At 50.0% G+C, this 23,212-nt stretch carries 24 protein-coding genes; 13 read left to right on the top strand and 11 right to left on the bottom strand.

All coding sequences use genetic code 11. From position 1 onward, the window contains the following. Positions 1 to 51: 51 nt before the first annotated feature. Positions 52 to 1,335, bottom strand: coding sequence for a phenylacetate--CoA ligase family protein (locus E3E26_RS07135; RefSeq protein ID WP_167900576.1), 1,284 nt, complete (start codon positions 1,333 to 1,335; stop codon positions 52 to 54). 163 nt (positions 1,336 to 1,498) lie between these two features. Here E3E26_RS07135 and E3E26_RS07130 point away from each other — a divergent pair, with 163 nt between their 5' ends. From E3E26_RS07130 to E3E26_RS07120, 3 genes are all read left to right on the top strand, one after another. Beyond that, positions 1,499 to 2,557, top strand: a complete 1,059-nt coding sequence (locus tag E3E26_RS07130) for a hypothetical protein (RefSeq protein WP_167900575.1) — start codon at positions 1,499 to 1,501, stop codon at positions 2,555 to 2,557. After that, positions 2,554 to 3,657, top strand: a complete 1,104-nt coding sequence (locus tag E3E26_RS07125; protein ID WP_370520098.1) for a DUF835 domain-containing protein — start codon at positions 2,554 to 2,556, stop codon at positions 3,655 to 3,657. The genes E3E26_RS07130 and E3E26_RS07125 overlap by 4 nt, the downstream gene beginning before the upstream one ends. Before the next feature lie 361 nt (positions 3,658 to 4,018). Then, positions 4,019 to 4,240, top strand: coding sequence for a hypothetical protein (locus E3E26_RS07120; RefSeq protein WP_167900783.1), 222 nt, complete (start codon positions 4,019 to 4,021; stop codon positions 4,238 to 4,240). 67 nt (positions 4,241 to 4,307) lie between these two features. Here E3E26_RS07120 and glp read toward each other — a convergent pair whose 3' ends face one another. After that, the gene (gene glp, locus E3E26_RS07115) at positions 4,308 to 5,498 is read right to left on the bottom strand and encodes a gephyrin-like molybdotransferase Glp (RefSeq protein WP_167900574.1); all 1,191 of its coding nucleotides are present in this window, start codon (positions 5,496 to 5,498) and stop codon (positions 4,308 to 4,310) included. Positions 5,499 to 5,500: 2 nt separating this feature from the next. Continuing rightward, positions 5,501 to 6,016, bottom strand: coding sequence for a molybdenum cofactor biosynthesis protein B (locus E3E26_RS07110; protein ID WP_167900573.1), 516 nt, complete (start codon positions 6,014 to 6,016; stop codon positions 5,501 to 5,503). Between the two features lie 112 nt (positions 6,017 to 6,128). On the opposite strand from E3E26_RS07110, the gene E3E26_RS07105 reads away from it, so the two are divergent. Continuing rightward, positions 6,129 to 6,716: an adenosylcobinamide amidohydrolase gene (locus tag E3E26_RS07105; protein WP_167900572.1), complete on the top strand. Its 588-nt coding sequence runs from the start codon at positions 6,129 to 6,131 to the stop codon at positions 6,714 to 6,716. Here the strand turns inward: E3E26_RS07105 and cobT are convergent. After that, entirely contained in the window at positions 6,713 to 7,720 is a 1,008-nt protein-coding gene (gene cobT / locus E3E26_RS07100; protein WP_167900571.1) for a nicotinate mononucleotide-dependent phosphoribosyltransferase CobT, read from the bottom strand. The two genes, E3E26_RS07105 and cobT, sit on opposite strands and share 4 nt — an antisense overlap. 69 nt (positions 7,721 to 7,789) lie before the next feature. Here cobT and E3E26_RS07095 point away from each other — a divergent pair, with 69 nt between their 5' ends. After that, positions 7,790 to 9,244 carry a cobyric acid synthase gene (locus E3E26_RS07095; RefSeq protein WP_167900570.1) on the top strand — a complete coding sequence of 485 codons (1,455 nt, stop codon included), beginning with the start codon at positions 7,790 to 7,792 and terminating at the stop codon, positions 9,242 to 9,244. Here the strand turns inward: E3E26_RS07095 and E3E26_RS07090 are convergent. Genes E3E26_RS07090 through E3E26_RS07070 form a run of 5 tightly spaced genes read right to left on the bottom strand, consistent with a single transcriptional unit; the run spans position 9,183 to position 11,753 of the window. After that, a complete protein-coding gene (locus E3E26_RS07090) occupies positions 9,183 to 9,764 on the bottom strand; it encodes an NTP transferase domain-containing protein (protein ID WP_167900569.1) in 582 nt (193 codons plus the stop codon). The genes E3E26_RS07095 and E3E26_RS07090 overlap by 62 nt on opposite strands. Continuing rightward, positions 9,761 to 10,456, bottom strand: coding sequence for an adenosylcobinamide-GDP ribazoletransferase (gene cobS / locus E3E26_RS07085; protein ID WP_167900568.1), 696 nt, complete (start codon positions 10,454 to 10,456; stop codon positions 9,761 to 9,763). Before cobS ends, E3E26_RS07090 begins: the two co-directional genes overlap by 4 nt. A 3-nt stretch (positions 10,457 to 10,459) precedes the next feature. Next, on the bottom strand, positions 10,460 to 10,870 hold the full coding sequence (gene cobZ / locus E3E26_RS07080) for an alpha-ribazole phosphatase CobZ (protein ID WP_167900567.1): 411 nt from the start codon (positions 10,868 to 10,870) through the stop codon (positions 10,460 to 10,462). Continuing rightward, positions 10,867 to 11,508 carry a diphthine--ammonia ligase family protein gene (locus E3E26_RS07075; RefSeq protein WP_167900566.1) on the bottom strand — a complete coding sequence of 214 codons (642 nt, stop codon included), beginning with the start codon at positions 11,506 to 11,508 and terminating at the stop codon, positions 10,867 to 10,869. The genes cobZ and E3E26_RS07075 overlap by 4 nt, the downstream gene beginning before the upstream one ends. Continuing rightward, positions 11,505 to 11,753, bottom strand: coding sequence for a hypothetical protein (locus E3E26_RS07070; RefSeq protein ID WP_167900565.1), 249 nt, complete (start codon positions 11,751 to 11,753; stop codon positions 11,505 to 11,507). The genes E3E26_RS07075 and E3E26_RS07070 overlap by 4 nt, the downstream gene beginning before the upstream one ends. A gap of 42 nt (positions 11,754 to 11,795) precedes the next feature. Here E3E26_RS07070 and E3E26_RS07065 point away from each other — a divergent pair, with 42 nt between their 5' ends. From E3E26_RS07065 to E3E26_RS07040, 6 genes are all read left to right on the top strand, one after another. Continuing rightward, positions 11,796 to 12,542 (top strand): uracil-DNA glycosylase family protein, encoded by a 747-nt coding sequence (locus tag E3E26_RS07065; RefSeq protein ID WP_167900564.1) that lies wholly within the window; start codon positions 11,796 to 11,798, stop codon positions 12,540 to 12,542. Then, positions 12,530 to 13,414 carry an adenosylcobinamide-phosphate synthase CbiB gene (gene cbiB, locus E3E26_RS07060; protein WP_167900563.1) on the top strand — a complete coding sequence of 295 codons (885 nt, stop codon included), beginning with the start codon at positions 12,530 to 12,532 and terminating at the stop codon, positions 13,412 to 13,414. The genes E3E26_RS07065 and cbiB overlap by 13 nt, the downstream gene beginning before the upstream one ends. Next, positions 13,399 to 14,364 carry an aminotransferase class I/II-fold pyridoxal phosphate-dependent enzyme gene (locus E3E26_RS07055; RefSeq protein ID WP_167900562.1) on the top strand — a complete coding sequence of 322 codons (966 nt, stop codon included), beginning with the start codon at positions 13,399 to 13,401 and terminating at the stop codon, positions 14,362 to 14,364. Before cbiB ends, E3E26_RS07055 begins: the two co-directional genes overlap by 16 nt. Before the next feature lie 397 nt (positions 14,365 to 14,761). Next, positions 14,762 to 15,316, top strand: coding sequence for a hypothetical protein (locus tag E3E26_RS07050; RefSeq protein ID WP_167900561.1), 555 nt, complete (start codon positions 14,762 to 14,764; stop codon positions 15,314 to 15,316). 171 nt (positions 15,317 to 15,487) lie between these two features. Beyond that, positions 15,488 to 16,747 carry a hypothetical protein gene (locus tag E3E26_RS07045; protein WP_167900560.1) on the top strand — a complete coding sequence of 420 codons (1,260 nt, stop codon included), beginning with the start codon at positions 15,488 to 15,490 and terminating at the stop codon, positions 16,745 to 16,747. 222 nt (positions 16,748 to 16,969) lie between these two features. Further along, complete coding sequence (locus E3E26_RS07040) at positions 16,970 to 19,624, top strand: valine--tRNA ligase (RefSeq protein WP_167900559.1); 2,655 nt, start codon at positions 16,970 to 16,972, stop codon at positions 19,622 to 19,624. A gap of 44 nt (positions 19,625 to 19,668) precedes the next feature. Here the strand turns inward: E3E26_RS07040 and trm10 are convergent, their stop codons facing one another. Next, complete coding sequence (gene trm10 / locus E3E26_RS07035; protein ID WP_167900782.1) at positions 19,669 to 20,781, bottom strand: tRNA (guanine(9)-/adenine(9)-N1)-methyltransferase; 1,113 nt, start codon at positions 20,779 to 20,781, stop codon at positions 19,669 to 19,671. Between the two features lie 106 nt (positions 20,782 to 20,887). After that, positions 20,888 to 21,637 (bottom strand): hypothetical protein, encoded by a 750-nt coding sequence (locus E3E26_RS07030; protein WP_167900558.1) that lies wholly within the window; start codon positions 21,635 to 21,637, stop codon positions 20,888 to 20,890. Positions 21,638 to 22,151: 514 nt separating this feature from the next. On the opposite strand from E3E26_RS07030, the gene E3E26_RS07025 reads away from it, so the two are divergent. Next, positions 22,152 to 22,907, top strand: coding sequence for an integrase (locus tag E3E26_RS07025; RefSeq protein WP_167900557.1), 756 nt, complete (start codon positions 22,152 to 22,154; stop codon positions 22,905 to 22,907). Further along, positions 22,904 to 23,206: a hypothetical protein gene (locus E3E26_RS07020; protein ID WP_167900556.1), complete on the top strand. Its 303-nt coding sequence runs from the start codon at positions 22,904 to 22,906 to the stop codon at positions 23,204 to 23,206. The genes E3E26_RS07025 and E3E26_RS07020 overlap by 4 nt, the downstream gene beginning before the upstream one ends. Positions 23,207 to 23,212: the final 6 nt, after the last annotated feature.

The following is a 23,212-nucleotide window of genomic DNA, read 5'->3' as shown; positions in this document are numbered from 1 at the left end:
TTAAATAAATTTTCGGCATTGTGACAAAATTGAAGAGAAAAGGTGGAAGAATTAAAGATCTTTACCAACAATATATATCCTCTTGGTCTTGCCAAGCTTTCTTGGGAGGCCTTCCTTCAGCTTCTCCAAGGGGACTGCCTCGATTGTGAGCTCTGCCTGCTTTGATTCTTCCACTTCGTATCTGACAGGATTATTTGCCCCATATATAAGCTCTCTAACTTCGTCTTCAATTCCAGCAGGCTTCTCGCCACTGTATGCGACGCGGATGATGGCCTTGGGTTTTGGGTTCTTGGGTGAGAGTGGGTGGTAGATTATCACGAAATCGAGCAGGTCGGGATGGTCGAAAACGATTTCCATCACCTGATCTATGTGGAGCTTTGCCCCGGCGAGACTTATTACATCTTTAACTCTGATAATGTTTCTGACTTCACCATCGACAACCCTTGCAAGGTCGCCTATATCGTAGTTGAAGAGCGGTAAACCTGTCAGCTCGCCGTTCCTCATCACTTTTGTTATATAGATTCGCTTATACTCATCATAACCATCGCCGTTGTCCTTGAGGATTACTACTGATTCTTCAAAATGGAACTCGGTTGTTTTCTTTTTCGTTATCACACGGTAGCCTGTTATTGCATCTTCAGTTGAACCAAAGTTATCTATAATAACTGCGTTTTCGAAGAGTTCTAAAGTAGCCCTCGCAAGTTCGGGGGTCAGTGTCTCGCCGCCGACAACTATTGTCTGTATGTCCTTCTTTATTGATTCTGGAAGGATGAGTCCTAGGTTGTAGGCGGTTGCTGTTAGACAGAATATGGCTGTGGGTTTGATGTCTTGGAGCTCCTTCAAGAGCATCTCCTTGTCGAGGAGGTATTGAATGGGTATCTGGTAATATGCCGACTTGGCGTTTATGGCCTCAAATGCTCCAAAGGCAAACATTCCGGATGAAGACGGAAGCGGTGGAAAGAAAGATGCTATCCTGTCTCCATTGTCCATGTACTTGCGTATCCATGGCTCTACTTGTCTGGCAGTTCTGAAACGGTCATCGCGCGTGTACGGGATTCTTTTTGGCTTCCCTGTAGTTCCACTGGTACGCATAACAGTATAGAACACCTGAGCCTTGTGAATGTAATCTGGCCACACCTCTTCGACTTTGTAAAGGTCGTGAGGAGTTATCTTCACTGTCTCTGTCAGCTCGGCCAACTTCTCTACGTTCATTCCGTTGGGGTCTATCCCAGAAAATTTCTCCCTCCAGAACTCAGTGCTTTTCAATGCCATTTCAAGAGTATATTGGAAATCTTCCATGTCCCTCCGGCTGATTCTTCCAACAATCAAGTTCATAGACGCTCACCGATGCAATAATTTGAACTCATGATATATAACTTTTAAAGGTTTATTCAATATACCTTGTAGATTATCTTATCATACTTTGTAGATTATCTTATCGAAAAGATGGGATTCGATGGGGAAAAGGTTTTTATATAATCCAGCCTGAGAAGTCTCCATGAATTACAGGAAGATATTGGATAATCTGTATATTAATCCCTTGGATGTTGATGAAACCAAGACACTCGAATATCTTCGGGAGGTCTTCGAGTTTCATTTCCAACGAACACCCTACTGGAAGAAGATCGCAGAGACTCTTAAGCCTAACTTTGATGATATATTTCAGGGAAACCTAAAGAATGTGTTTGAGAACATTTTCAATTCAGGACTGGCCGTTGATGAAGACTTTCTGAGGAACAACTGGCTGGAGTTTGTTCCTACCAACTATCAGGGCAGAATCCGTTTTTACCAGTCTTCTGGGACCACACGAGAACGGGCTATTGGACATTGGGACAGGCACTATCTGAAGGTTCTTCATATTTACCTCAGACAGGCGCTTGACAAAATTTACGGTCTTGATGAGATTTACAATGAAGAGCACCAAATGAGGGCAATTGCGCACGGTCCGTACGGTTGGTATCAAGATGAAATAAGTAAACTCGTCTGGAGCTATGGTGGCATATTGTATTTCATTGGCATGGAAACTGACGGATTGAAAAAAGTCTACGCGGAGCAAGGCCTTGAAGCAGCCCTTAAGATTCTTGACCCTCTCGTTAAGTACACAAAACGCGTGATGGAAAAGGACAGAATAAACCTTGTTAGGTCTGCTCCTCCTATCATGACACTCTTTGAGCCGTACAGTGAAACAATCGAGACTGCCATAATAAGCGGCGTTGGCATAAACCATGAGTTTTTTGAAATCTTATCTCAGAAGTTTGAGAACACTACGTTAATACCCCTCTATGGCTACTATCTCTTTGGTGATCTCGTTGGTATTCATAAGGGTAGTGAGTTCTGGTATTATCCCAACTACCCATTCACACTTATTTTTCCACTAAAGAATGAGGAGGATGAATATTGCATAGTTAAACATGGCGAACGGGGTAGGGTTGGCATAATAGTAGCCAGACCTGAGATTCTAGTGATTAAATTTGAAGATGAGACTGCCATCAGAGCTCCTCCTGAAGGGCCGTTCAAATGGGATGGATTTGGAAATCCCCAAAGGAATAGGGGGTGAGAAAGTTGGGTAGTATTCAAGCAATTGTTTCTGTAGAGGCAATAATGGTACTTATGGCGGACTTGGTGGCGGCTGGATGGATATTTAAGATATATCTCTACAATAAAAGGAAATCTGCCCTAGCATTCTCTCTGGCTTGGATTTTCGATTTTCTTGCGATTTCTTCTACGGTCTTTACAAACCCAATATTTCAGATGCTTGGGGTTCTATTTCTTCCGGCATTTTCGGCGTTAATGTTCTACGGATCCGTAAAGTTCCTAGAGGAGGAGTCTATTGTAGCTAGACATAAAACCCTTGCTATATTTGCACCCATGCCTGTTTTTTTCATTATTTATATGGTGGGTGTCTATGCATACACTAAAGATGCCTTTTGGACTGCAACTAGCGCTGCAACACTGGGTATAAGTGGTATCTTTGTGATAGCGGGTGGGTTATTACTGAAGGAGACTGAAGAGATATACAAAACTGCCATTAAGATCCTTTATGTTAGCATAATTCTCTTCGGAGTCCATCTTGTACCTGCCGCGCTGTTCGGAACTAATGAGTGGTATAAACCAATCGGGTTTACCCTATCTACAGTTCTAATAGTTACTATGGTAGCCGCAATGGTGAAACTCACATCATCGGAATTCTTCAAACCTCCAAAAAGAGATGATGGTAACCCCATTAATCTTGAGCCAGGAGTTGTTTTAGTCAGTGAAACCGAATATCAAGAGATCAAGGAAAAGCTAAGAGGTCGGCCAGTACTTGCATTTATTAGGAATGTGGATGACATTCCAGAGGGATGGAAATACTACTTTGTTACAACGATACCCTTCCAGGGCAAATTTGAAAACACTATAAACCCCACCAATCTTGCAAGGATAACCGAGATTTCTTATAGGTATCTTGAAGAGTTCGCAAGATCCGGCGAGCACGGGATCATCGTAATTGACTGTCTTGAATATCTTACGGTTTACAACTCGTGGGAGAGCCTCATGAAGTTCCTGTCAAAGCTGAGGGACTTTGTAATCGTCAACAATGGCACGCTCATAATCGTTCTCGAAAAGGAGAGTCTGGAACCCAGGTTCTACGCTCAGCTCAAGAAGCTCGTTGAGTGAAGGCAACTTTATATACCTCTTTTTTTAACTCCATAATGCCCCTGCGCGAGGACCCCGGGGAGAATGAACCGGGGGGCGATGCGGGGGCTACAGCTCGGCCTCAGCGAGGTCCCCACGGGAGGGCCTTCCGCGTTACGGAGCGCAATGACCGTGGGAAACCCAGGCCGAGTACAGCTGAGGCCCGCCTGGGTTAGCCCGCCCGAGCTCGCCGTCAGGCACCGATGGGGGCGGGAGTTACGGGCGGGCCATAGCATGCACATTTGTGTTCTCTACAAATTCTGCATTATTGGTCCAGATAATTGCAAAATCTGTATAGAAAAGGTTTATTTATCCTTGCGTGATATTAACAAATGTGAAAGACATGCAAGGGTTGAATACTCGGCCGGAAGACTTTGACAGCAAAATACAGGAGATAATTCCGTGGGCAAGACCAAACCCACTGACAGAGGTTATAGATGAAAAAGAACAGGAGAAACTCGAAGTCATCGAGCTTATAGAGAACCTTGCCAACCATGGAGAGCTTCCTAGCGAAGTCAAACTCCTCGTTAAGAAGCCAAAAAAAGAAGAGCTGATGGAGGAATGAGTGTTCTTTTCCGCGGTTTTACGTAGGTTGTCGGCTCATGGGCTTTCATTATGGCTGTAAGGAGTTCTTAATAAAGTACGACCTCCACGGTCTCTCCCTCTAAATAACCCTCACTGTCCTCAGGAATCATGATGTAGCCGTTGCTCTTAACGAGCGAGCTTATTATTCCGCTGCCCTTCTTCTTAATCGGCCTTGCAACACCGTTTTCGTACCAGACCTTGACGAACTCATGCCTTCCAAGCTGACTTGAAACCCTCTCGGCCAGCTTTGCGTAAACTTTGACCTCGTAGTTTTCAGCCCCGACGAGTTTCGCTAAGGCATGCTTGACGTAGAGGTAGAACTGCACGAAAACGGCAACGGGATAACCACTCATAATGAAGACCCTCTCGCCGTAGCCTATTGGCCTTCCCGGCTTTATCGTCGTCCCATGGAAAAGGAGCCTGACGAAGCGGTGGGCGAAGTCCTTGTCACCGAAGGCGCTTCCCCCTGTTACCAGGACAATGTCGTTCTCGGCCTTTGCTCTTTCTATCGCTGCTCTTATTGTCTCCTCGTCATCGGGGACGACTCCGTAAAAGACGGGTTCGCCGAAATACTGCTTAACAAGTCCCTTTAGCATAATAGAGTTGCTCTCGAGTATCTTGCCAGCCTTTAGCGCTTCCTCGTCGAACTCTTCTATCAGCTCGTCACCGGTGACAATTATCCCAACGCGCGGTTTCCTCTTGACCTTGACCGTTTTGAACCCTATGCTCTTGAGCAGTGACAGATCCTGGGGCCTTAAAACCTGGCCCTTCTTCAGCACGACCTGGCCCTTCTTCACGTCCTCTCCAGCAAAGGCAACGTTCTGACCCGGGGCGACGGGTCTGAGAACCCTGATTATCTCCCCCTCGCGCTCAGCCATTTCCTGCATGAGAACTGCATTGGCCCCTTCCGGCATCTTTGAGCCGGTCATGAGCTTTACTGCCGTTCCGGGTTCGACTTTTACCTTGCTCTCCTCCCCGGCGACTATCTCATCAATAACTTTAAGCTCAACGGGGTTGTATTCCCTAGCCTGGAAGGTGTCCTCGGCGCGCAAAGCATAACCGTCCACTGCAGAGCGGTCGAAGGGCGGGCTGTCTATGGGTGAGACTACGTCCTCGGCCAGAACCCTGCCAAGAGCTTCTTCGAGCGGTATCTCCTCGACGTCCGGGATTTCGGTTAAATCGTTTAGCATCAGCTCAAGGGCCTCTCTGTAAGGCGTCAGCTTCTTGAACTCGCGCATATTCACTCCCTCGCGTGCTTGAGTACATGATAAGCTTCCCTCTTGATTATCTCCACTCCGGTCTTGACTGCGTTCAGGCTTCCCGGCAGGCAGAAGACAACTATGGCCCTGCCATCGCTCCTGATGATTCCAGCGGTTGCCCTGGTGAGAACGACGGCTGTTCCAATCTCTTCATAGCTCCTCAGCCTGAAGACCTCGCCAAAGCCAACCAGCTCCTTATCGAAAAGCGTTCTTATGCTCTCTATCGTGACATCCCTGCTAGTTATTCCCGTTCCGCCTGTGGTAACGATCACATCGGCACCTTTTTCGATAGACTCAATGACTGCTTTGATTATTGCCAGCTTTTCGTCCGGCACGATAGTGTAATGGACGTTCTCGTTTCCACTCTCTTTCAGGGCCTCAACGAGAAACTTTCCGCTAGCATCCTCTTTCTCTCCTCTGCTTGCGGTATCGCTGACCGTTATAGCTGCAAACTTAAACTTCTTCGGCGCTTTTTTCCTGTGTTCCTCCGCTCCCATGCTATCACCCAAAAAATCTTTGCGAGGAAGTTAATAACCTTTTCAGTGATAAGCGGAAGCATTTAACAGAAAAAGCGTAAAGCGTTAATATGTCCTCCCCGTAGAGTCCCCCATGGAGTCCAGACATTTCATAAAATCATTCAATGAACCTATGATGGCCCTCAGCAACGCGCCTCACAGAGGAGGTCTTGTTAACGCCAACGGCTTCTTCTTTATGATGGTGCACAAGAACTACTCCGGTGACTATAAGGCTGACTGCATTTCCTTCGAGCGTGAGAACGGGTTGGAGAACTTCGTCGGCTTCATGACTGCCGCAGATGTGGGGAAAGTTCTTAGCATGGCCAGGAACGGGAGCGTCGAAGCCTACGTGACGGCGGGCATTACAAATCCGGCCATAGCTGGCGAAGTCCCCACACCGTGGAAGCCGGGGACGATAAACATCGCCCTTGTGATAAACGAGGGGCTAACCGTTGGGGCTATGGCCAACGCGATAATGACAGCGACTGAGGCTAAGACATACACCCTCTTAAAGCTTGGCTACAAGGCCACCGGGACGACAAGCGACGGTATAGGGGTTTTTGCATATCCCGGGGAGAAAGAGTGGGCCGGAACAGCAACGAAGCTGGGAATAAACATCGGAAAAACCGTCAGGAAAGCCCTTGAAGAGAGCATAAGGAAGTGGGAGAAAATAAGGGGCTAGGTGGCCTTCAGCTCCATCAGCCTTCTGTAAAGCTCGTCCACCTTTCTGCTGACGTCTTCAGGGGAGAATCCGGCCTTAACCGCCAGCCAGGTGGCACCACCAGCCCCAACGCCCTCCTTAACGTAGCCATTCTCGTAGTCCCTGAGGCCTTTGAATTCGCTCTTCGAGAAGTCCAGATCAGCGGCGTAAGTGATTATCCCGATCTCCTTTGCGGTGTCGATGAATGTGGCGCTTCTATCATTTACAACCCACTTGGTTGTCGCTATCATAAACCTGCTCATGTCCTCTCCGAGGGCCTTCAGCAGAGCTGCAACGGCGAGCATCTGGGTTCCACCGGCAAGAACGACTTTGCCTTTGAAACCGAGTGCTATCCCGACTACCGCTGCCATCATGGGGTCACCGAACTGCTTGAGTGCTTCGAGGGGTTTCTCTTTGAAGTCTCCAGGCTTTATTCCAGCCCTTTCAAAGCCTGCTTTTATAACCTCCTCCTTTAGGCTCTGGGGGTTGTTTGGGGCCGCTGAAGAAGTTCTGGCTTCATAGCCGAGCGCCCAGAGGACAGCCTGAGCGGTTGTCGTTCCTCCTGGAGTGGACTCGCCGATGACGAGCTCTTCGATTGGGGTATTGCTGAGCTCTTCGCCGAAGAGCCTTGCCCTCTCGATTATCTCCTCAGCCCCCGGAAGGGCAGGTTCTTTCCTGAAGTCCCTGCCAACGTGGTCGCTGATGTGGACGTGAGGCACGAGGGGGGCCAGATACGTCCCACCGCGGACTATCATCAGCGGGAAGTTGGCAAGCTCCCTTGCAGCCTTGGTGATTATGGCTGGCGTGGGATGTCCCTCGGGGGTAACGGGAATCACGTCTATGATTTTCGGCTTCTCGTAGAACAGGTATTCAGCATCGGCTGGTGGAGTAAGCTTTGTGAGCTCTGGCGTTGCTCCAGCAACGCTTATTCCCGGCACGGTGCTTATTTCTGTGTTTCCGAGGACAACCAGCATGAGGCTTTTCATAGCATCACCGTTGGAGGTTTTATCCAACAGGTTTATATGTCCTTCGTCCACTTCCAGTGGGGGGTGTGAATGGGAAAAGCCCTAATGGTTCAGGGGACTTCCTCCGGAGCCGGAAAATCTCTCCTTGTCATGGCTTTGTGCCGGATCTTCTCGAACTTAGGGTATGACGTTGTTCCGTTTAAAAGCCAGAACATGAGCCTGAACTCCGCACCGAGCATAGAAGGCGGCGAAATAAGTCGCGCCCAGTACCTTCAGGCGGTAGCCTGCAGAAAGAAGCCGTCGGTAAGGTTCAATCCGATACTCCTCAAGCCCGAGGGTAACATGAGGAGCCAAGTTGTGTTTATGGGAAAGCCCATAGGAAGCGTTTCAGCCAAGGAATACATGCTCTCCCGGAAGGAGGAGCTCTTTCGGAAGGCCATGCGGGTTCTGGATGAACTCATGGCGGAGCATGAGATTGTGATAATCGAAGGTGCAGGCTCGCCCGTTGAGATTAACCTCAAGGACTACGACATAGCCAACATGCGCGTTGCGAGACACGCCAAAGCAAAAACCATCCTCGTTACCGACATCGACCGCGGTGGGAGCTTCGCCTCTATAGTGGGCACGATGGAGCTCTTGAGCGAGGAGGAGCGAAACCTAATCCTTGGCTTCGTATTTAACAAGTTCCGCGGCGATGCCTCCCTGCTGGAGCCAGGCTTCGAATATCTGGAGAAGCGCTACGGGAAGCCCACCCTCGGAGTCGTTCCCTACGTCGAGCACAAGTTGCCAGAAGAGGACTCTCTGACGAGCTTTCCGAGGGTTAAGGGCAAGCTCCACATCCAGGTAGTCAAGCTACCCCACATAAGCAACTTTACCGACTTTGAGCCCCTGCACTGGGCCAATGGGGTGGACTACGTTACAAAAGCGGAGGAAATTGAGGGCGATTTAATAATAATCCCCGGGAGCAAGAACACCGTCGAGGACTTGCTCTGGATGCGCGAGAATGGAATAGAGGACGCGATAATTCGGGCTCACCACGAAGGTTCTTTCGTCGTTGGAATCTGCGGCGGCTTTCAAATGCTCGGGGAGAAGATAATCGACAACGTAGAATCGAAGCGCGGTGAGGTCAAGGGTATTGGACTGTTGCCCGCTAAAACAATCTTCACGCCCGTTAAGCGGACAAACCACCTGAAGGCCGAAATCGTCTGGAAGCCGGCCAAGAGAATGAGCGTTGATGGCTATGAGATACGGATGGGCCGCTCAATCTCAAAGAGGCCATTCTCGATAATACGGGAGATAAACGGTGCTAATGCCTTTGAGCCGGAGGGAGCCCTTGGTGAGAGAACCTTCGGGACCTATCTACACGGCATCTTCCACAACTTCGCCTTCACGGAGCGTCTCCTCAACTTTCTGCGGGCGGAGAAAGGGCTTGAGCCGATAAGCGTTGATGGATGGAGCATCGAAGAAGAGATAGAGCGCTTTGCTAGGATTGTTGAGAAGAATCTCGACATGGAATACATCCTCTCGGAGCTCGGATTAGGTTAGCAATCTTCTTCGCGAGCTCCAGCTCTTCGGGAGTGTTCACATTTAAGGCTAACAGGGGATTTGTGAACTCAAAGAATCTCTCCCCTTCTTCAGCAACGGCATTCAGTCCAACGATTGCATAACCCCGGTAAACTACAGGATTCAAATCCCCCGGCACCTTTTCAAGCGGAAGGACCCCTGTCAGGCTCGTCTTCCCGTCGAAGGCCTTCTCGATAAGCCAAAAATCCGAGGCCTTCACAAAGAGGATATCGGCGGAGACGCTTACGAATGGGCCGAACTCACTCAAAAGCCACTGGATGTCTTGGACGTAGTCTTTTCCCGGCGTCTCAATGAAGGGAATCCCTTCCCTGAGGCAGAGCTCCCTTGTTTTGGGGGTGTTCCGCGATAGAGCAACGAGGACGTCGTCAACTTTCCCCGCTTCCTCGTAGACCCAGAGGAGCATCGGCTTACCGGCCACCTTAAGGACGGGTTTTTCCTGCCCCATGCGGGTTGATTTGCCTCCGGCGAGGATGATTATCATGTATACCACCAAACGAAAGCCAGAACCAAAAGCGTCCCAGCCCTCGTTATCTCCGCTATTGCACCTATGCAGTCCCCATTTATCCCACCGAAGTTGTCGAGGGCAACTTTGATGGTGTAACCTCCGAAAGCCAGACCAAGGAGCGAGACCAGGGCATTTTGCTCGTAGACAACTACAGGGACGAGGAGAATGGTGTAGAAGATGAACCCGCCGAGGAGCTGACCGTTGTCCATCTTTTCCATAAAGTATGCCCCAAGCCCTTGGCCGAGCGGTTTCTTGGTTGCCAGCGCGAGGAGCATGGCGAACTTTGAGTTTAGCTCCGCCAGGAAGAGGGCGTAGAAAGGAACGAGCTGAAGGGAGTAAACTTGAAGGAGCAGAACCATTACCACCGCGAAGAGGCCCGCTATTCCGGTGTTCAGATCCTTCATTGCCTTTATTTTCCTCTCGCGATCGCCTTTGACCATCACTCCGTCGGCGAAGTCCGCCAGACCGTCAAGATGGAGAAGACCGATAGTGAAGTAGAGCGCCAAGACCGCCAGGAGGTTCGAGAGGGGAAGTTTTAAGTAGAGGACGAGCGTTGGGAGCGCCGAACTCACCAAAGCAACAAGTGGAAAGGCCCAGAGCTCCTTGCGAGCTTTCTCGAAGTCGCCCTTAATTGGCACCCGTGTCAGGAATGGCAGGACGTTTCTCATGGCTCAGTCCTCCGAAAGGAGCTTCGTCATGCAGCCCGCTATGAAGCCACCAATGGCATCATCGAGGAATGGTGGTAGCCTACTCAAAATCCCTGGCTTTTTGGTGTCATAGTAGAAGAAGTTGAAAAGGGCCATTTTACCGCCGATGTATTCCGCTATGCTTATCCCGATGAGCTCATCGGCGACTAAGTTCACGGGGTCACCTTCAACCTCGAAGTTCTCCTCAAGGAGGAGCGCCGCCATGAGAAGGGACTGAACGTTAATGTCGTCAAGATAGCGGAGCATCGTCTCCTCTAGCAGTTTTCTAACGTCTCCGGCATTTTCGCCGATGTAGAGCTCCATCGCAGTATCGAGCATCTTTTCAAGGGTTATTCCTTTTGATTCAAGTTTCCTGAGGATTTCTCCGGCTCTCATTCTCTCACCAGCCTGAACTTCAGCCACCAGTAGGTCTCGCTCTCATCCACCTTCTGCGGCTTCAGCTCAAAACTTCTCTCAAACAGCGGGCACTTTAAGACCACCGTGTGGAACTCAGCGAACTCGCCAAGGGGGTCAATGCTGGGATTTGCATCGAGGAAGTGCTCCAAATCCTCAACCGACCGGAAGGTGTAGCCGAGCCATTCCTTAGAGAGCTTCTCCTTGTTGACCGCGATTATCGCGTATTCAAATCCCGCTTCGATTATCTCTCTCGCGAGCTCAAGCGTGTTCCTGCCCCATAGAGGCTCCAAGACTTTAACGCCCGCTCCTTCGGCCAGCCGTTCGATCCACTCCAGGTGGTCTTCGAGCAGCACATCTCCTGCGATAAGATAATCGACGCCGAGGGAGCCGATGAATTCAGCTAAAGCCTCGCTCCCTTTTGCCATATCAAAGATTAGAGGCTCCTTTCCTATAGCCTCGGCGAGCTTTTCCAGTTCGCTTAGGTTCTCGTAGTGCGGCGAGAGTCCGATGGTGGTCTTCAAGACGAGGAAATACGGGATACTTATGCCGCTTTTCTGGGCCAAATAAGTTGCATAAAGCCCGTCCTTGCCGCCCGAGAAGAAGGCGATGCCCTTCAAATTGAACCCTCCAGCTTCGTCTGCTCGTACTCTTCGCGGAGGATTGAAAGCTTCTTTTCATCAACGTACGCCACAACCGCGCCGCAGTCGATGCAGAGCCAGGGCCTACCCTTTACTCCCGGCTTCAGGAAGCCTGTCAGTTTGCTCTTCCAGGGCGGGACCCAGAAGTACTGGGCGTGCCCAAGGAAGTCAGTTTTGCTTGGCACCATAGTCCCTCCGCAGAAGGGACACTTTCTCGTCTCCATGTCACCACCAGAATTATAAACGCCTTGGATGTTTTATCCTTTATGCTGCTGAAGCTTGACGAGCTGGAGCAGATTGGAAAGGTCTATGTAAATCCAAGAAACCTTAAGACTAAGCCCCTCTTCCTCAGGGACTGGCGAGACTTTCTCAACCTCGAGGAGAAGGTTTACGGCCTCTACGCGAGGACGATTTACAATCCGGAGCAGCGCTTCCTTGTCGTTGATAGGAAGGATGAGAAAGTCTCAGGAGAGCTTGAGGCCCTTTACCGGGAGTTTCTCCGCGAACCGCTGAGGTTCTGCCACGAGGAGTATTACAGCTATCAGCTCGAGGTCAGGAGTTTCGATGGTCTGCCCTTCGCCAATGGCTGGGTCGGTTCGGGCGTCGTCCTTGTGGGCGAAGCACCTGGGAGAAAGGGGTGTGGATTAACTGGAATATGCTTCTATCGCGACGCCTCGGGAATGCTGCTCAGGAAGGCCCTCTTTTCCCTGGGGATTAACCCGGACTTTGTCTACATCACCAATGTCGTGAAATGCAATCCGCCAGGGAATAAGCTTAAGGGCTTCGACGAACGGGAGCTTAGTCTCCTCCAACGGGAGCTTGAGATTCTGAAGCCAAAAGCTATTTTTGCCATCGGCAGAACTGCAGAGAAGGCCCTAAAAAGGCTTGGCTTTGATGCAACCTACTTAAGACATCCCGCTTGGTACGTGCGCAGGGGCTTGAGGGAAGCCAACAAGGAGATGCTCAATGAATACACCCCGGTAAAGGAGGTCTTCGGGGAATGGAAGCCTTAATGATTTTTGTGGTTGCGCTCCTCTGGGATTTCCTCCTTGGCGAACCCCCTGCCTTGGTCCATCCCACCGTCTGGTTCGGCAGGCTAATCGGTCTCTTTGATGGGATATACAAAAGGAGGGGCCCGATTTTGGACTTTCTTGCCGGAACCTCTGCTTCTCTCTTTGTCATCACCTTCGCCTTTGCCCTCTCCAAGCTTCCGGAGCTTCTGCCAGAGTGGCTGGGTTTCGCTCTGGGCGTTTACCTTCTAAAAAGCTCCTTCGCGATTAAAAGCCTCGCCCAGCACGTGGAGAACACGATGAGGGACGACATAGAAGAGCAGAGGAAGTACGTGGGCTGGATAGTCAGCAGGGACGTCTCAAAGCTCGATAGGGCCCATCTCAATTCAGCGGCCATAGAGAGCCTCGCCGAGAACATCACAGACAGCATCGTTGCTCCGCTGTTCTACTATCTCCTCTTCGGCCTGCCAGGAGCTTTGGTCTACAGAGCCGTTAATACGCTCGACGCGATGATAGGCTACCGCGATGAGAGGCACGAGTATTTCGGCAAGTTCGCAGCGCGTCTCGACGATTTGCTCAACTTCATCCCAGCCCGCATTACCGTTCTGTTCTTCCTGCCGCTCAGCCCGAGAAAGGTTCTCGAATATTGGGGGAAAGCGAAGTTTAAGATAAACGCCGACAAGCCCATAGCAGCGATGAGCGCCGTCCTCGGTGTCTGGCTTGAGAAAGAAGGGGTTTATCACTTTGAAGGCAGGGAGCCGACGCTCGAAGATATAAGGCGGGCGCTGAGGATTTATTGGATTGTTGTGGGAGAGTGGATAGCTGTCGTGTTGCTACTGCTCTTAACGGGGGTGTGTCCATGCTTGAACCCGTGAGATTCTCAACCTATCACGGAGGGGCGAGGGAAGAAGGTTTGCTCGACTTCTCAGCGTCTCTGAACCCCTATACCCCTGAATGGCTAGATGATATGTTTAACCGAGCAAAAGAGCTGAGCGGCCGTTACTTGTACTGGGAAAAGCTTGAGGAAGAGCTTTCTGAATTAGTTGGTGAACCCCTGACGGTGACGGCCGGAATCACTGAGGCGCTCTATCTAATCGGCATCCTCGCGATGAGGGAAAAGCGCAAGGTAGTAATCCCGCGCCACACCTACGAGGAGTATGAGAGAGTAGCGAGGATTTTCGGCACGGAGGTAATCAAAGGCCCAAACTCTCCAGAGAAGCTTACCGAACTCGTGGAGAACGAGAGTATCGTTTTCTTCTGCAACCCCAACAACCCCGACGGCAAGTTCTACTCGCCAAAGGGGCTCAGGCCTCTTCTCGATGCCGTCGAAGACAAAGGCGCACTCCTTATACTTGATGAGGCATTCATAGACTTCGTCAAAGGAGCAAAAAGTCCCGAAGGGGAAAACCTCGTGAAGCTCAGGACCTTCACCAAGAGCTACGGGCTGCCCGGGATAAGGGTGGGCTACGTCATCGGCTTTGAGGAGGCCTTTAAAAGCGTCCGCATGCCCTGGAGCATAGGCTCGCTCGGCTACGCCTTCCTGGAGTTCCTCATCGAGGACGGCTTCGAGCATCTCAAGAAAACGATGCCTCTAATCTGGCGCGAGAAGGAGCGGATGGAAAAGGCCCTGGACATCAAAAGCGATGCCAACTTCTTCATCAAGCGCGTTGGGGATGCAAAGGCGGTCGTTGAAGCGCTCAAACGTAGAGGAATAGCCGTCCGCGACTGCACGAGCTTCGGGCTTCCTGAGTATATTCGTTTCTCAGTGAGGAAGCCGGAGGAAAATGAAAGGCTCATCAAAACCATGATGGAGATTGGCATTTAGAAGATTAGAAGATTTGGATGAAATATATTGCCATTAGAATTTAAGTGAATTTTCTCCCGCTACAATAATTATCCCCATTAGAAGCAATTGCAATCGAACTAATCTCAATCTCTCCCATATAATCTTTCATGTACTCCACCAATTTATGTCTTCTGCTTTTACTCCCCGCATCCCGACCATCGCCCCCACAAGGAGGGCAACCCAGAGTAAAGCTAGGAGCTTCCTCATTTTTGAGCCCCCTATGGAGTTAACAAATTGACATAGACGTATGTTTCTTTGGTCTTATATCACTTTCTCTCTTGAGTGGTTGGAACGTAATTCTAATGTTTGGACACATAACAACGGAAGAGAAAAAGTTATATATTGTCATACATAAAAACGTGCTTGGTGTCATCTCATGGGATACCTCTCCCTAACCCATGACCAGCAAGCGCTTCTTTATCTTCTTCATGCGTACACTGGGGACAGCAGGGGGGAGTTTCTGTGGGTTAAGGAGCTTCATTTGAACGCCCTCATTTATTACCTTATAACTCAGGGGGTGTTCAAGGAGTACGACTACGCTCCAAGTCTCATAACCTTCCACGGGATAAAAATGTACGCTAAAATAAGTCAGGAAGCACTGTGGGATCTTGAAAGGTTCAGACGAATCGGCATGGTTCAGAAGCTTAAGCTTTCGAACAAATATTATGACGATGTAGGTGCTTATAGGCTTCATAACGGTATTTCCAAGATAAGTGTCCTTGTTTCTGATGAAGTAATAGAGGAAGTAGAAAATGCAATTACCTGTGGTGGGGGCTATTTAACAGTGACCATCACAGAACACAAAAAGAAGTCGCGTACGGTTCTTGATGCATACCTTAAGTGCCCAAACGGAAAGAGAATGAGAATAAACTTCTTTGACGTTAAGAGAGTTGAATACTCATCAAAGACTTACCTCCCAGGAGGGCTCTAAATGAAAGGAAAGAGCCACCTATATCTGACTGGGAGGACAAGGATTCTGGTAACCGAGTGGCTTCCCTTCGGTGAGAACACTATACTTGAGCTCTCAAAAAAACTGGAAACCAATAGGAGCATTGGGGCCCACAGCATACTAACAGAGGTCATTGATCCCGAACCGGAGGAGATGATATTCCGAACTGAGTCAATTCCCACCGTCATTCAAGTCATTAAAAGTGAAGAGGGAACGAGCATAGAGTTCAAGTGCACGGTGTCTTACAAAGAGACCAACGCTGATATCCAGGAGGAGCATTTTGGTGTTCACGTTGATAACCTCGGTAGAATCGTATATGGACTGGAGCTCCTAGAAGCCGAAGGGGTAAGGGACAAATATAGCCTCGACGATATAGCTGCAGTGGTCGCAGACGTTGTACACGATAGTTCCCAGATGCTTAATACCGTAGTATCCAAATACCAGAAGCGGCTCCTTGAGCTGATATACTTCAACGAACCCCTCCATAGGGACAAGTTCTTCCTCGTCTTTGCTGAGGGCATTGAGCCGGATCTGGATGAGGAAGGGTTGAGGAAGTTCCTTCCCGGCATGCTGGAGCTCAGACAGATAGTTTCATCGATCATAGATATAAAGACGCTCAACGATGGAACACTGTTGATTATCGGTACGCAGGGATTAATAATCATCGGCAGGAATTCATACAGATATGAGAGAGTGCTTCTGGCGTATGCTTTTGTCAGGAGTATAGAAAACAGTCTCGACAACGCCCTTGCAAGGCTGTGGCGCTCTTGGGATATGTCGGAAGAGCTCAAGAACAACATTCTCTCCAGCAAAGGTATGGTGTCTCTCAGGGAGGTGAACAAGAAGATCAGTGAGCTCCAGAGTGACGTCTCGATAGTTGGCTCGGTCTTTACGTACCTTCAGGAGACCCTAAGTTCTCTTGAAGAGCCGCTTTCCACCATTGACGATGAGGAGCTCCAGAGCATTCTCCGGATACAGGAGCGGCTGGGGGTCCTAAGGAGAAGAGTCGAAGATGCAATTCCCGTCGCTGACACTCTGGCGAGGGAAGTTGACAGTCTCGTTAACGTCGCTAATACTCTCCTTGATAATTCCATTGCCAGAGTCATGAATGCAGTTGAAGAAAACACCAAACGATACGTGGCAATTGGAGAGGCCCTTGAGCTCCTGGAGGTAGGAATCTTTGGAGTCTACGTTGTTGAACTCCTCCACATAGCTCTCCAATATAGTGGAATTGAAGAGGAACTCTTGGGTATAACGATACTTGGTCTGTCGTTGGCGTTCTGGGCAATACTCACCATTGGAATTGGTGGTATAGCGCTTGCATGGTACCTTCTGAAGAGAACGAAGAGAAAGATTCTTGAGGAGGGGCAATCCAGCACACCTTGTGGCCCTTCAAGGCGCTCTGAGGAATAACACACATGGGTCAAATTCGAAAACCTTTTAAAACTATGCACCATTAGGTGCACCGGTGGTGCCTATCGTCCACCGTAAGATTCAGGAAAACTAAAGCTCGTGCACACTTCTTGGTTTCTGGGTTAGTGCGGACTTTAAGGGCACCATCGAAGAGATTAACCTTTTTAAACGCCCTTTCTGATAGGGAAACCATTACTGAAAAAGCCTCAGGTAGGTGGTAAGATGCTCCCGAAGAATTACAACCCTCAGGAAATCGAACCCAAGTGGCAGAAGTTCTGGCTGGATGAAAAAATCTACAAATACGAACTCGACGAGAAGAGACCAAGCTACGCGATCGACACTCCACCCCCGTTCACAAGCGGAACCCTTCACCTTGGTCATGTGCTCAGCCACACCTGGATTGACATTGTGGCCCGTTATAAGCGCATGACTGGCTACAACGTGCTCTTCCCACAGGGCTTCGACAACCACGGCCTTCCGACTGAGCTGAAGGTGGAGAAGGAGTTCGGAATCAGCAAAGATCAGCCAGAGAAGTTCCTCCAGAAATGTGTTGAGTGGACCTGGCAGGCCATCGAGGCCATGCGCAACCAGTTCATAAGGATAGGCTATTCCGCCGACTGGGATCTGGAGTACCACACAATGGACGACTGGTACAAGGCAACGGTCCAGAAGTCCCTCCTCGAGTTCTACAAAAAGGGCATGCTCTACCGCGCCGAGCACCCGGTTTACTGGTGTCCGAGATGTAGGACGAGCCTTGCCAAGGCTGAAGTAGGATATGTCGAGGAAGATGGCTTCCTCTACTATATCAAGCTCCCGCTTGCTGATGGCTCCGGTTACGTCCCGATAGCCACTACCAGACCGGAGCTTATGCCGGCCTGTGTTGCGGTATTTGTCCACCCTGACGATGAGAGGTATAAGGACGTTGTCGGCAAGAAGGTGAAGCTCCCGATATTCGAGAGGGAAGTGCCGGTTATAGCTGACGAGGACGTTGACCCGACCTTTGGAACCGGTGCCGTTTACAACTGTACCTACGGCGATGAGCAGGACGTCGTGTGGCAGAAGCGCTACAACCTGCCGGTTATCATAGCCATCAACGAAGACGGCACCATGAACGAAAACGCCGGCAAGTACGCGGGTATGAAGACCGAAGAGGCAAGGAAGGCCATCGCCGAGGATCTGGAAAAGATGGGCCTTCTCTACAAGAAGGAGAAGATAACTCACCGCGTCCTGAGGCACACCGAGAGGAGCTCCTGTATGGCCCCAATCGAGCTCCTGCCGAAGAAGCAGTGGTTCATAAAGGTGAAGGACTTCACGGACGAGATTGTGAAAGTGGCAGAGAAAATCAACTGGTATCCGAGCGATATGTTCCTCCGCCTCAAGGACTGGGCCGAGTCGATGGACTGGGACTGGGTTATAAGCAGACAGCGCGTCTTTGGAACCCCAATCCCATTCTGGGTCTGTAAGAACGGCCACGTAGTCCCTGCCAGAGAGGAAAATCTGCCCGTTGACCCGCGCTTTGACAAGCCGCCCGTTGAGAAGTGCCCGGTCTGCGGTGCCGAGCTCGAGCCTGTAACTGACGTCCTCGACTGCTGGGTGGATTCGAGCATTACGCCGCTCATCATCACCAAGTGGGGCAAGGACGAGAAGTGGTTCAAGCACAACTTCCCAACGGCTCTGAGGCCGCAGGGAACCGACATCATCAGGACGTGGGCATTCTACACAATATTCAGGACCTACGTGCTCACCGGGGAAAAGCCCTGGGACGACATCCTCATCAACGGAATGGTGGCTGGTCCAGACGGAAGGAAGATGAGTAAGAGCTACGGCAACGTTGTTGCACCGGATGAGGTGATCCCGAAGTACGGCGCCGACGCCCTGAGACTTTGGACTGCCTTAGCGCCGCCCGGAGAAGACCACCCGTTCAAGTGGGAGACCGTCGATTACAACTACCGCTTCCTCCAGAAGGTCTGGAACATCTACCGTTTCGCCGAGAGGCACCTCGAAGGCTTTGACCCAGAGGCAGCAAAAGGAATCGAGCTGGAGCCGATTGACAGGTGGATACTCTCGAGACTTCACCGCCTCATAAAGTTCGCCACCGAGGAAATGGAGAAGTACCGCTTTAACCTGCTCACGAGGGAGCTGATAACCTTCGTCTGGCACGAGGTCGCTGACGACTACATCGAGATGATCAAGTACCGCCTCTACGGCGACGACGAGGAGAGCAAGCTCAAGGCTAAGGCCGCCCTCTACGAACTGCTCTACAACATCATGCTCCTGCTCGCTCCGTTCGCGCCGCACATCACGGAGGAGCTCTATCAGAACCTCTTCAAAGAACGCATCGGAGCGAAGAGTGTCCACCTCCTCGAGTGGCCGAAGTACGACGAGGCTAAGATCGATGAAGAGGCGGAGAAGCTTGGAGAACTTGCCCGCGAGATAGTAGGTGTCATGAGGCGCTACAAGAACTCCCACGGCTTGGCGTTAAACGCCAAGCTCAAGCATGTAGCAATCTACGCCACCGACAGCTACGAGATGCTGAAGGCCATCGAAAAGGACATCGCCGGAACTATGAACATTGAGAGGCTTGAGATAATCAAGGGCGAGCCGGAACTCGAGGAGCGCATCATCGAGATAAAGCCCAACTTCAGAACAGTCGGGCCGCGCTACGGAAAGCTCGTGCCGAAGATAACCGCCTACCTAAAGGAGAACGCCGAGGAAGTTGCCAGGGCCCTCAAGGAGAGCGGAAAGGTCGAGTTCGAGGTTGAAGGACAGAAGGTCGAGCTCAACAAGGACGACATCGTCCTAAGGAAGGCAGTGTTCAGCGAGGGTGAAGAGGTTGAAACGGCCGTCGTTGGAGATGCCGTGATTCTGTTCTTCTGAACTTTTCTTTCTCTAATTTGTCAGAGAACAGGAAAGAGGAACACTCAGCAGTTGTAGCACAGTATCGCGGCCTTCTTTAGGAGTATGACCCTGTAAAGCTTGCCGTTGATTATTCTCGGGTTGGAAATCTTGTTGAGGTGGTGCATCCGCTTCCTCTCGAGCGCGACGAGATTTAACTCGCGCAGAACCTTGACGAAATCCTCCCAGCGTATCTTGAGCCACTTGGAATAATCGTCGAAGAGCTCCTTCTCGACGACGCGGTAAACTTTGCCGTTAATCATATAGCGCGTTGCATGCTTTGGAAGCTCCTTTCTGAGGCGCCAGCGTGCGTGAAGCGGCTCCTGCATCTCGTAAACAGCCTCGTTCATTGACTTGCCATCAACCATCATCTTGAGGATTATGCCGAGGATTCTGTTTATCCTGTCCGGGACACCGACTACATCGCCCCTAAGGACTATTTTCCTCCTGCGGACCTTAATACCTGCGTTCTCAAGCTCCTCACCGATTTTTGGCGTGGTCTTCTTCTTTGTACCGCCGGTGTCGACGATTCCCCCGATTATGAAGGCCTTAACGTCGAAGTCCTCCTCTCCCAGAACTTCCTCCGCCCAGGGGTCGAGGAGTACGACCTCATCGATGCCCTCTTCTTTCAGGAAGTTGGCGGTAGATCCTTCGTATGTCGTTATCCTCTCAATCGGGCCGTGGAACATGGATTTGAACTCATCATTCGCCCAGGTTACTGCCAGCTCTTTTCCCGTGAAGTAGTCCCTCAGCAGGCCGTAGCTCTGAGCCACCTGGAGGCATATCTTGCCCTTTTCCTTCTGGGTGTGCTTGTCCCAGTGCATTAGGTCAATTATGAAGTAGGGCCACTCCGGAATGCAGGCCTTCAGGTCTTCAGCCCTGATCAGAACCTTGAACTTTTCAGCCATGCAGCCCGGCACGTAGGCATAGCGCGAACCCTTAACGCGGTTCCCGTTTAAATCCCACGCAACTGCCGTTGGCTCTGGAACTTCTGCTATGACTCCCTTTCCGTTAAGGACGTCCACTGCCACATCCTGGAGCTTATTCTTTGACTTGCGGTAGCGCTTTGAAAGCACGCCGAAGCTATCTATACCCTTCTCCTGCAGAACTTCCCTGAAAACCTGGGCGAGTGTCTTCATGGCCATCGGGCGGGAAAACGGGTGAGGAGTTAAAAGCCTTTCCATTCGAATTTGGTTAACGTTAAAGAATAAGGGAAAACTGTATTCAACAAAAAACAACAAGGTATCAAAAGATCTGGATTCTGTGCTCTTCTGAGAGTTTTATGGTGTAGTGTCTCGGTTTGAACTCAGGAACAAGAGATTTTGGCACCAGTATCGTCTCCTCAAGACCAGAGTTATCAGTGTTGGAAATAAACTCTATGATTTGGTCGCTAAGACTATAGAACCACGCCGTTACATAATCGGGAACAGCATCTCTGTTCAGGAGGGCGACTGTGACAATATTAAACTTATTTTCCCTTATTGCCGCTTTCTCAAAGCTTGCAAGTGATGCCCTTATTAGGTTGTCCATGGTCTGTTTTCCAAATTCGTGATAAAGTCCCTCCAGAGTCGATGCAAGACCAACAATTGTTGAGTTCTTAGGAATTTTTGATGCTATCGCGCTGTATATCTTGAGTAATTTTGGGATTCCTGTGTCGTCGCTCCAATTTTTTATCTGAACAACATATGGTCGATTATCGGGTATTGCATACTTGGACCCAAAGAGATCAATTATGTAAAGCTTTCCTGCTTTTGCTTCTTTTTCAAGGTCTAATCCAACACAGCTAGTTCTCAGCTGAAGCTTTGAAATTGGCAAGGTTGTATTTAATATGACTCCAATTGCTCCTTGATCAATCATACTCTTGAAAATCTTTAAACCAAGTATCCATCCCAGTGACCTTCTATCATAGGCTATCAAAAGATTCCCCATATCGACTATTCCTCCACCCAAGGCAGAATCAATATCCTCTATTCCAGTCTTGACAACACCTACCATAATACCACCATTGAGAGTCCCTTTTTAATGTTAAAAAATTTTCGGGCATTTCTTTAACAATATATTATAATCGCTTGGAAAATCTCCAAAATTACAAAAATCTCTCGAGATACGAGATAGGAATGTAAAAATCACTCATCAAAAATGAGTGCAAAGCTTGGAGATGCTGAACATCTAAAGACAGTGTATTTCAAAGTTCATGCAGCTTTGGGTTGAAAAGTCGTGGAACCTCTTGAGGGATGACTTACAATAGGTCCCGTTTTATAAACAGCCTTTTGCGGTGGGCTCTCTTTGGGGATGAGCCTCCTAAAATTGTGAAGCTTCTTGTAGAACAGCGTTTGGGGGAATTTTGGTGCCCCGGCCGGGATTTGAACCCGGGGCGCGGGCTCGAAAGGGGGCATTAGAAGCGTCCTCTAGCGAAATAGGGCTTAATGCTCTTTGGTCTCAGCATAAAGAGGCATTTGAACAGTGGCTCTCCGTAAAACTGGCCACAGAGGAGACTAAGGAGCGCTACATGCGGTACCTCGAAAGGTTCTTTGGAAAGTACAGAATAACCGATAAGGCCTCTCTCGACGAAGCTCTCGTGAAAGAAAACTACAATAGAGGGTTTGCAAAGTCTCTGAGAAACTTCATAACTTTTCTGAAGAACAGAGGCCTCATCAGCCGCACTGAATACCTCGACCTTAAAGACATCATCAAGCTGAAGCCCACGGGGGTCAGGAGAGTTTACGTCTCCGACGAGCAGATCAGGATTGCTTACGAGTATTACCTCCAAAAGGATCCGCTCCTAGCCTTGATCTACGAGGCGTTAGTGTACAGCGGGCAAAGGCTCAAGCATATCGTCAGGATGCTCAACGAGTTCGATCCGGACAAACTAGTTCTCTATGGGGATACTGTAGCAAAATATCCAATGAGCGGAATTGGTAGGGGACAGAAGCAGACGTTTTGGGCGTATTTTCCAAGGGAATTCGCAGAGAGGCTCGAGAGGGTGGACATCAGCTACAAGCGCGTCCACGCGAGGATGAGGGTAAAGATACGGAGCATCAGGAACACGGAAAAGAGTGTTGTCTTCTCGTCTTCAGCAGTCAGGAAATGGTTCAGCGGTTTTCTGGCCCGTCAGGGAGTCCCCCTGGAGGTCATTGATTATATCCAGGGTAGGGCGCCGAGAACGGTCATAGAGCGTCACTATCTCAACCTTGAGCTCCTGGCTGATGAGTGGTATTCTGCAGTGGTGGATGACCTGAAGAAGGTGCTGGAGGGAGGGAAATGAACACGACCGAGGCTGTAAGGGAAACGCTAGTGCTCTCGCTCCTTGGCCTCATTATCTTCTACTTTATCATTCTGCTCTACGACACCATAGCCCGTCCCTGGCGCCTCGTGGAGGAACAGCTCATGGAAATCGAGATGCACATCGAGACCCTCAGAAAAGGCGGACGGAGGGCGAAGTTTCACAGCTGGATTTCAATGCCTGCTTGGCGTGGAGATGTTGAGAAACACTTGAAGTATTTGCTCGGCCTTCGCGAGCTGAAGAAGGCCGAGCTTGAGCTTTTTGAAAAGCTGAGGAGGTGAGCGGAG

This window comes from Thermococcus sp. LS1, assembly GCF_012027395.1.
Lineage (GTDB): Archaea > Methanobacteriota_B > Thermococci > Thermococcales > Thermococcaceae > Thermococcus.
The sequence above is the reverse complement of the archived record's forward strand: the minus strand, read 5'-3'. Positions and strand labels throughout refer to the sequence as shown.

Coding starts and splice junctions, on each gene's coding strand:
- E3E26_RS07135 (WP_167900576.1), bottom strand. CDS start 1,335: ATGAACTTGATTGTTGGAAGAATCAGCCGGAGGGACATGGAAGATTTC.
- E3E26_RS07130 (WP_167900575.1), top strand. CDS start 1,499: ATGAATTACAGGAAGATATTGGATAATCTGTATATTAATCCCTTGGAT.
- E3E26_RS07120 (WP_167900783.1), top strand. CDS start 4,019: ATGCAAGGGTTGAATACTCGGCCGGAAGACTTTGACAGCAAAATACAG.
- glp (WP_167900574.1), bottom strand. CDS start 5,498: ATGCGCGAGTTCAAGAAGCTGACGCCTTACAGAGAGGCCCTTGAGCTG.
- E3E26_RS07110 (WP_167900573.1), bottom strand. CDS start 6,016: ATGGGAGCGGAGGAACACAGGAAAAAAGCGCCGAAGAAGTTTAAGTTT.
- E3E26_RS07105 (WP_167900572.1), top strand. CDS start 6,129: ATGGAGTCCAGACATTTCATAAAATCATTCAATGAACCTATGATGGCC.
- cobT (WP_167900571.1), bottom strand. CDS start 7,720: ATGAAAAGCCTCATGCTGGTTGTCCTCGGAAACACAGAAATAAGCACC.
- E3E26_RS07095 (WP_167900570.1), top strand. CDS start 7,790: ATGGGAAAAGCCCTAATGGTTCAGGGGACTTCCTCCGGAGCCGGAAAA.
- E3E26_RS07090 (WP_167900569.1), bottom strand. CDS start 9,764: ATGATAATCATCCTCGCCGGAGGCAAATCAACCCGCATGGGGCAGGAA.
- cobS (WP_167900568.1), bottom strand. CDS start 10,456: ATGAGAAACGTCCTGCCATTCCTGACACGGGTGCCAATTAAGGGCGAC.
- cobZ (WP_167900567.1), bottom strand. CDS start 10,870: ATGAGAGCCGGAGAAATCCTCAGGAAACTTGAATCAAAAGGAATAACC.
- E3E26_RS07070 (WP_167900565.1), bottom strand. CDS start 11,753: ATGGAGACGAGAAAGTGTCCCTTCTGCGGAGGGACTATGGTGCCAAGC.
- E3E26_RS07065 (WP_167900564.1), top strand. CDS start 11,796: ATGCTGCTGAAGCTTGACGAGCTGGAGCAGATTGGAAAGGTCTATGTA.
- cbiB (WP_167900563.1), top strand. CDS start 12,530: ATGGAAGCCTTAATGATTTTTGTGGTTGCGCTCCTCTGGGATTTCCTC.
- E3E26_RS07055 (WP_167900562.1), top strand. CDS start 13,399: ATGCTTGAACCCGTGAGATTCTCAACCTATCACGGAGGGGCGAGGGAA.
- E3E26_RS07050 (WP_167900561.1), top strand. CDS start 14,762: ATGGGATACCTCTCCCTAACCCATGACCAGCAAGCGCTTCTTTATCTT.
- E3E26_RS07045 (WP_167900560.1), top strand. CDS start 15,488: ATGATATTCCGAACTGAGTCAATTCCCACCGTCATTCAAGTCATTAAA.
- E3E26_RS07040 (WP_167900559.1), top strand. CDS start 16,970: ATGCTCCCGAAGAATTACAACCCTCAGGAAATCGAACCCAAGTGGCAG.
- trm10 (WP_167900782.1), bottom strand. CDS start 20,781: ATGAAGACACTCGCCCAGGTTTTCAGGGAAGTTCTGCAGGAGAAGGGT.
- E3E26_RS07030 (WP_167900558.1), bottom strand. CDS start 21,637: ATGGTAGGTGTTGTCAAGACTGGAATAGAGGATATTGATTCTGCCTTG.
- E3E26_RS07025 (WP_167900557.1), top strand. CDS start 22,152: ATGCGGTACCTCGAAAGGTTCTTTGGAAAGTACAGAATAACCGATAAG.
- E3E26_RS07020 (WP_167900556.1), top strand. CDS start 22,904: ATGAACACGACCGAGGCTGTAAGGGAAACGCTAGTGCTCTCGCTCCTT.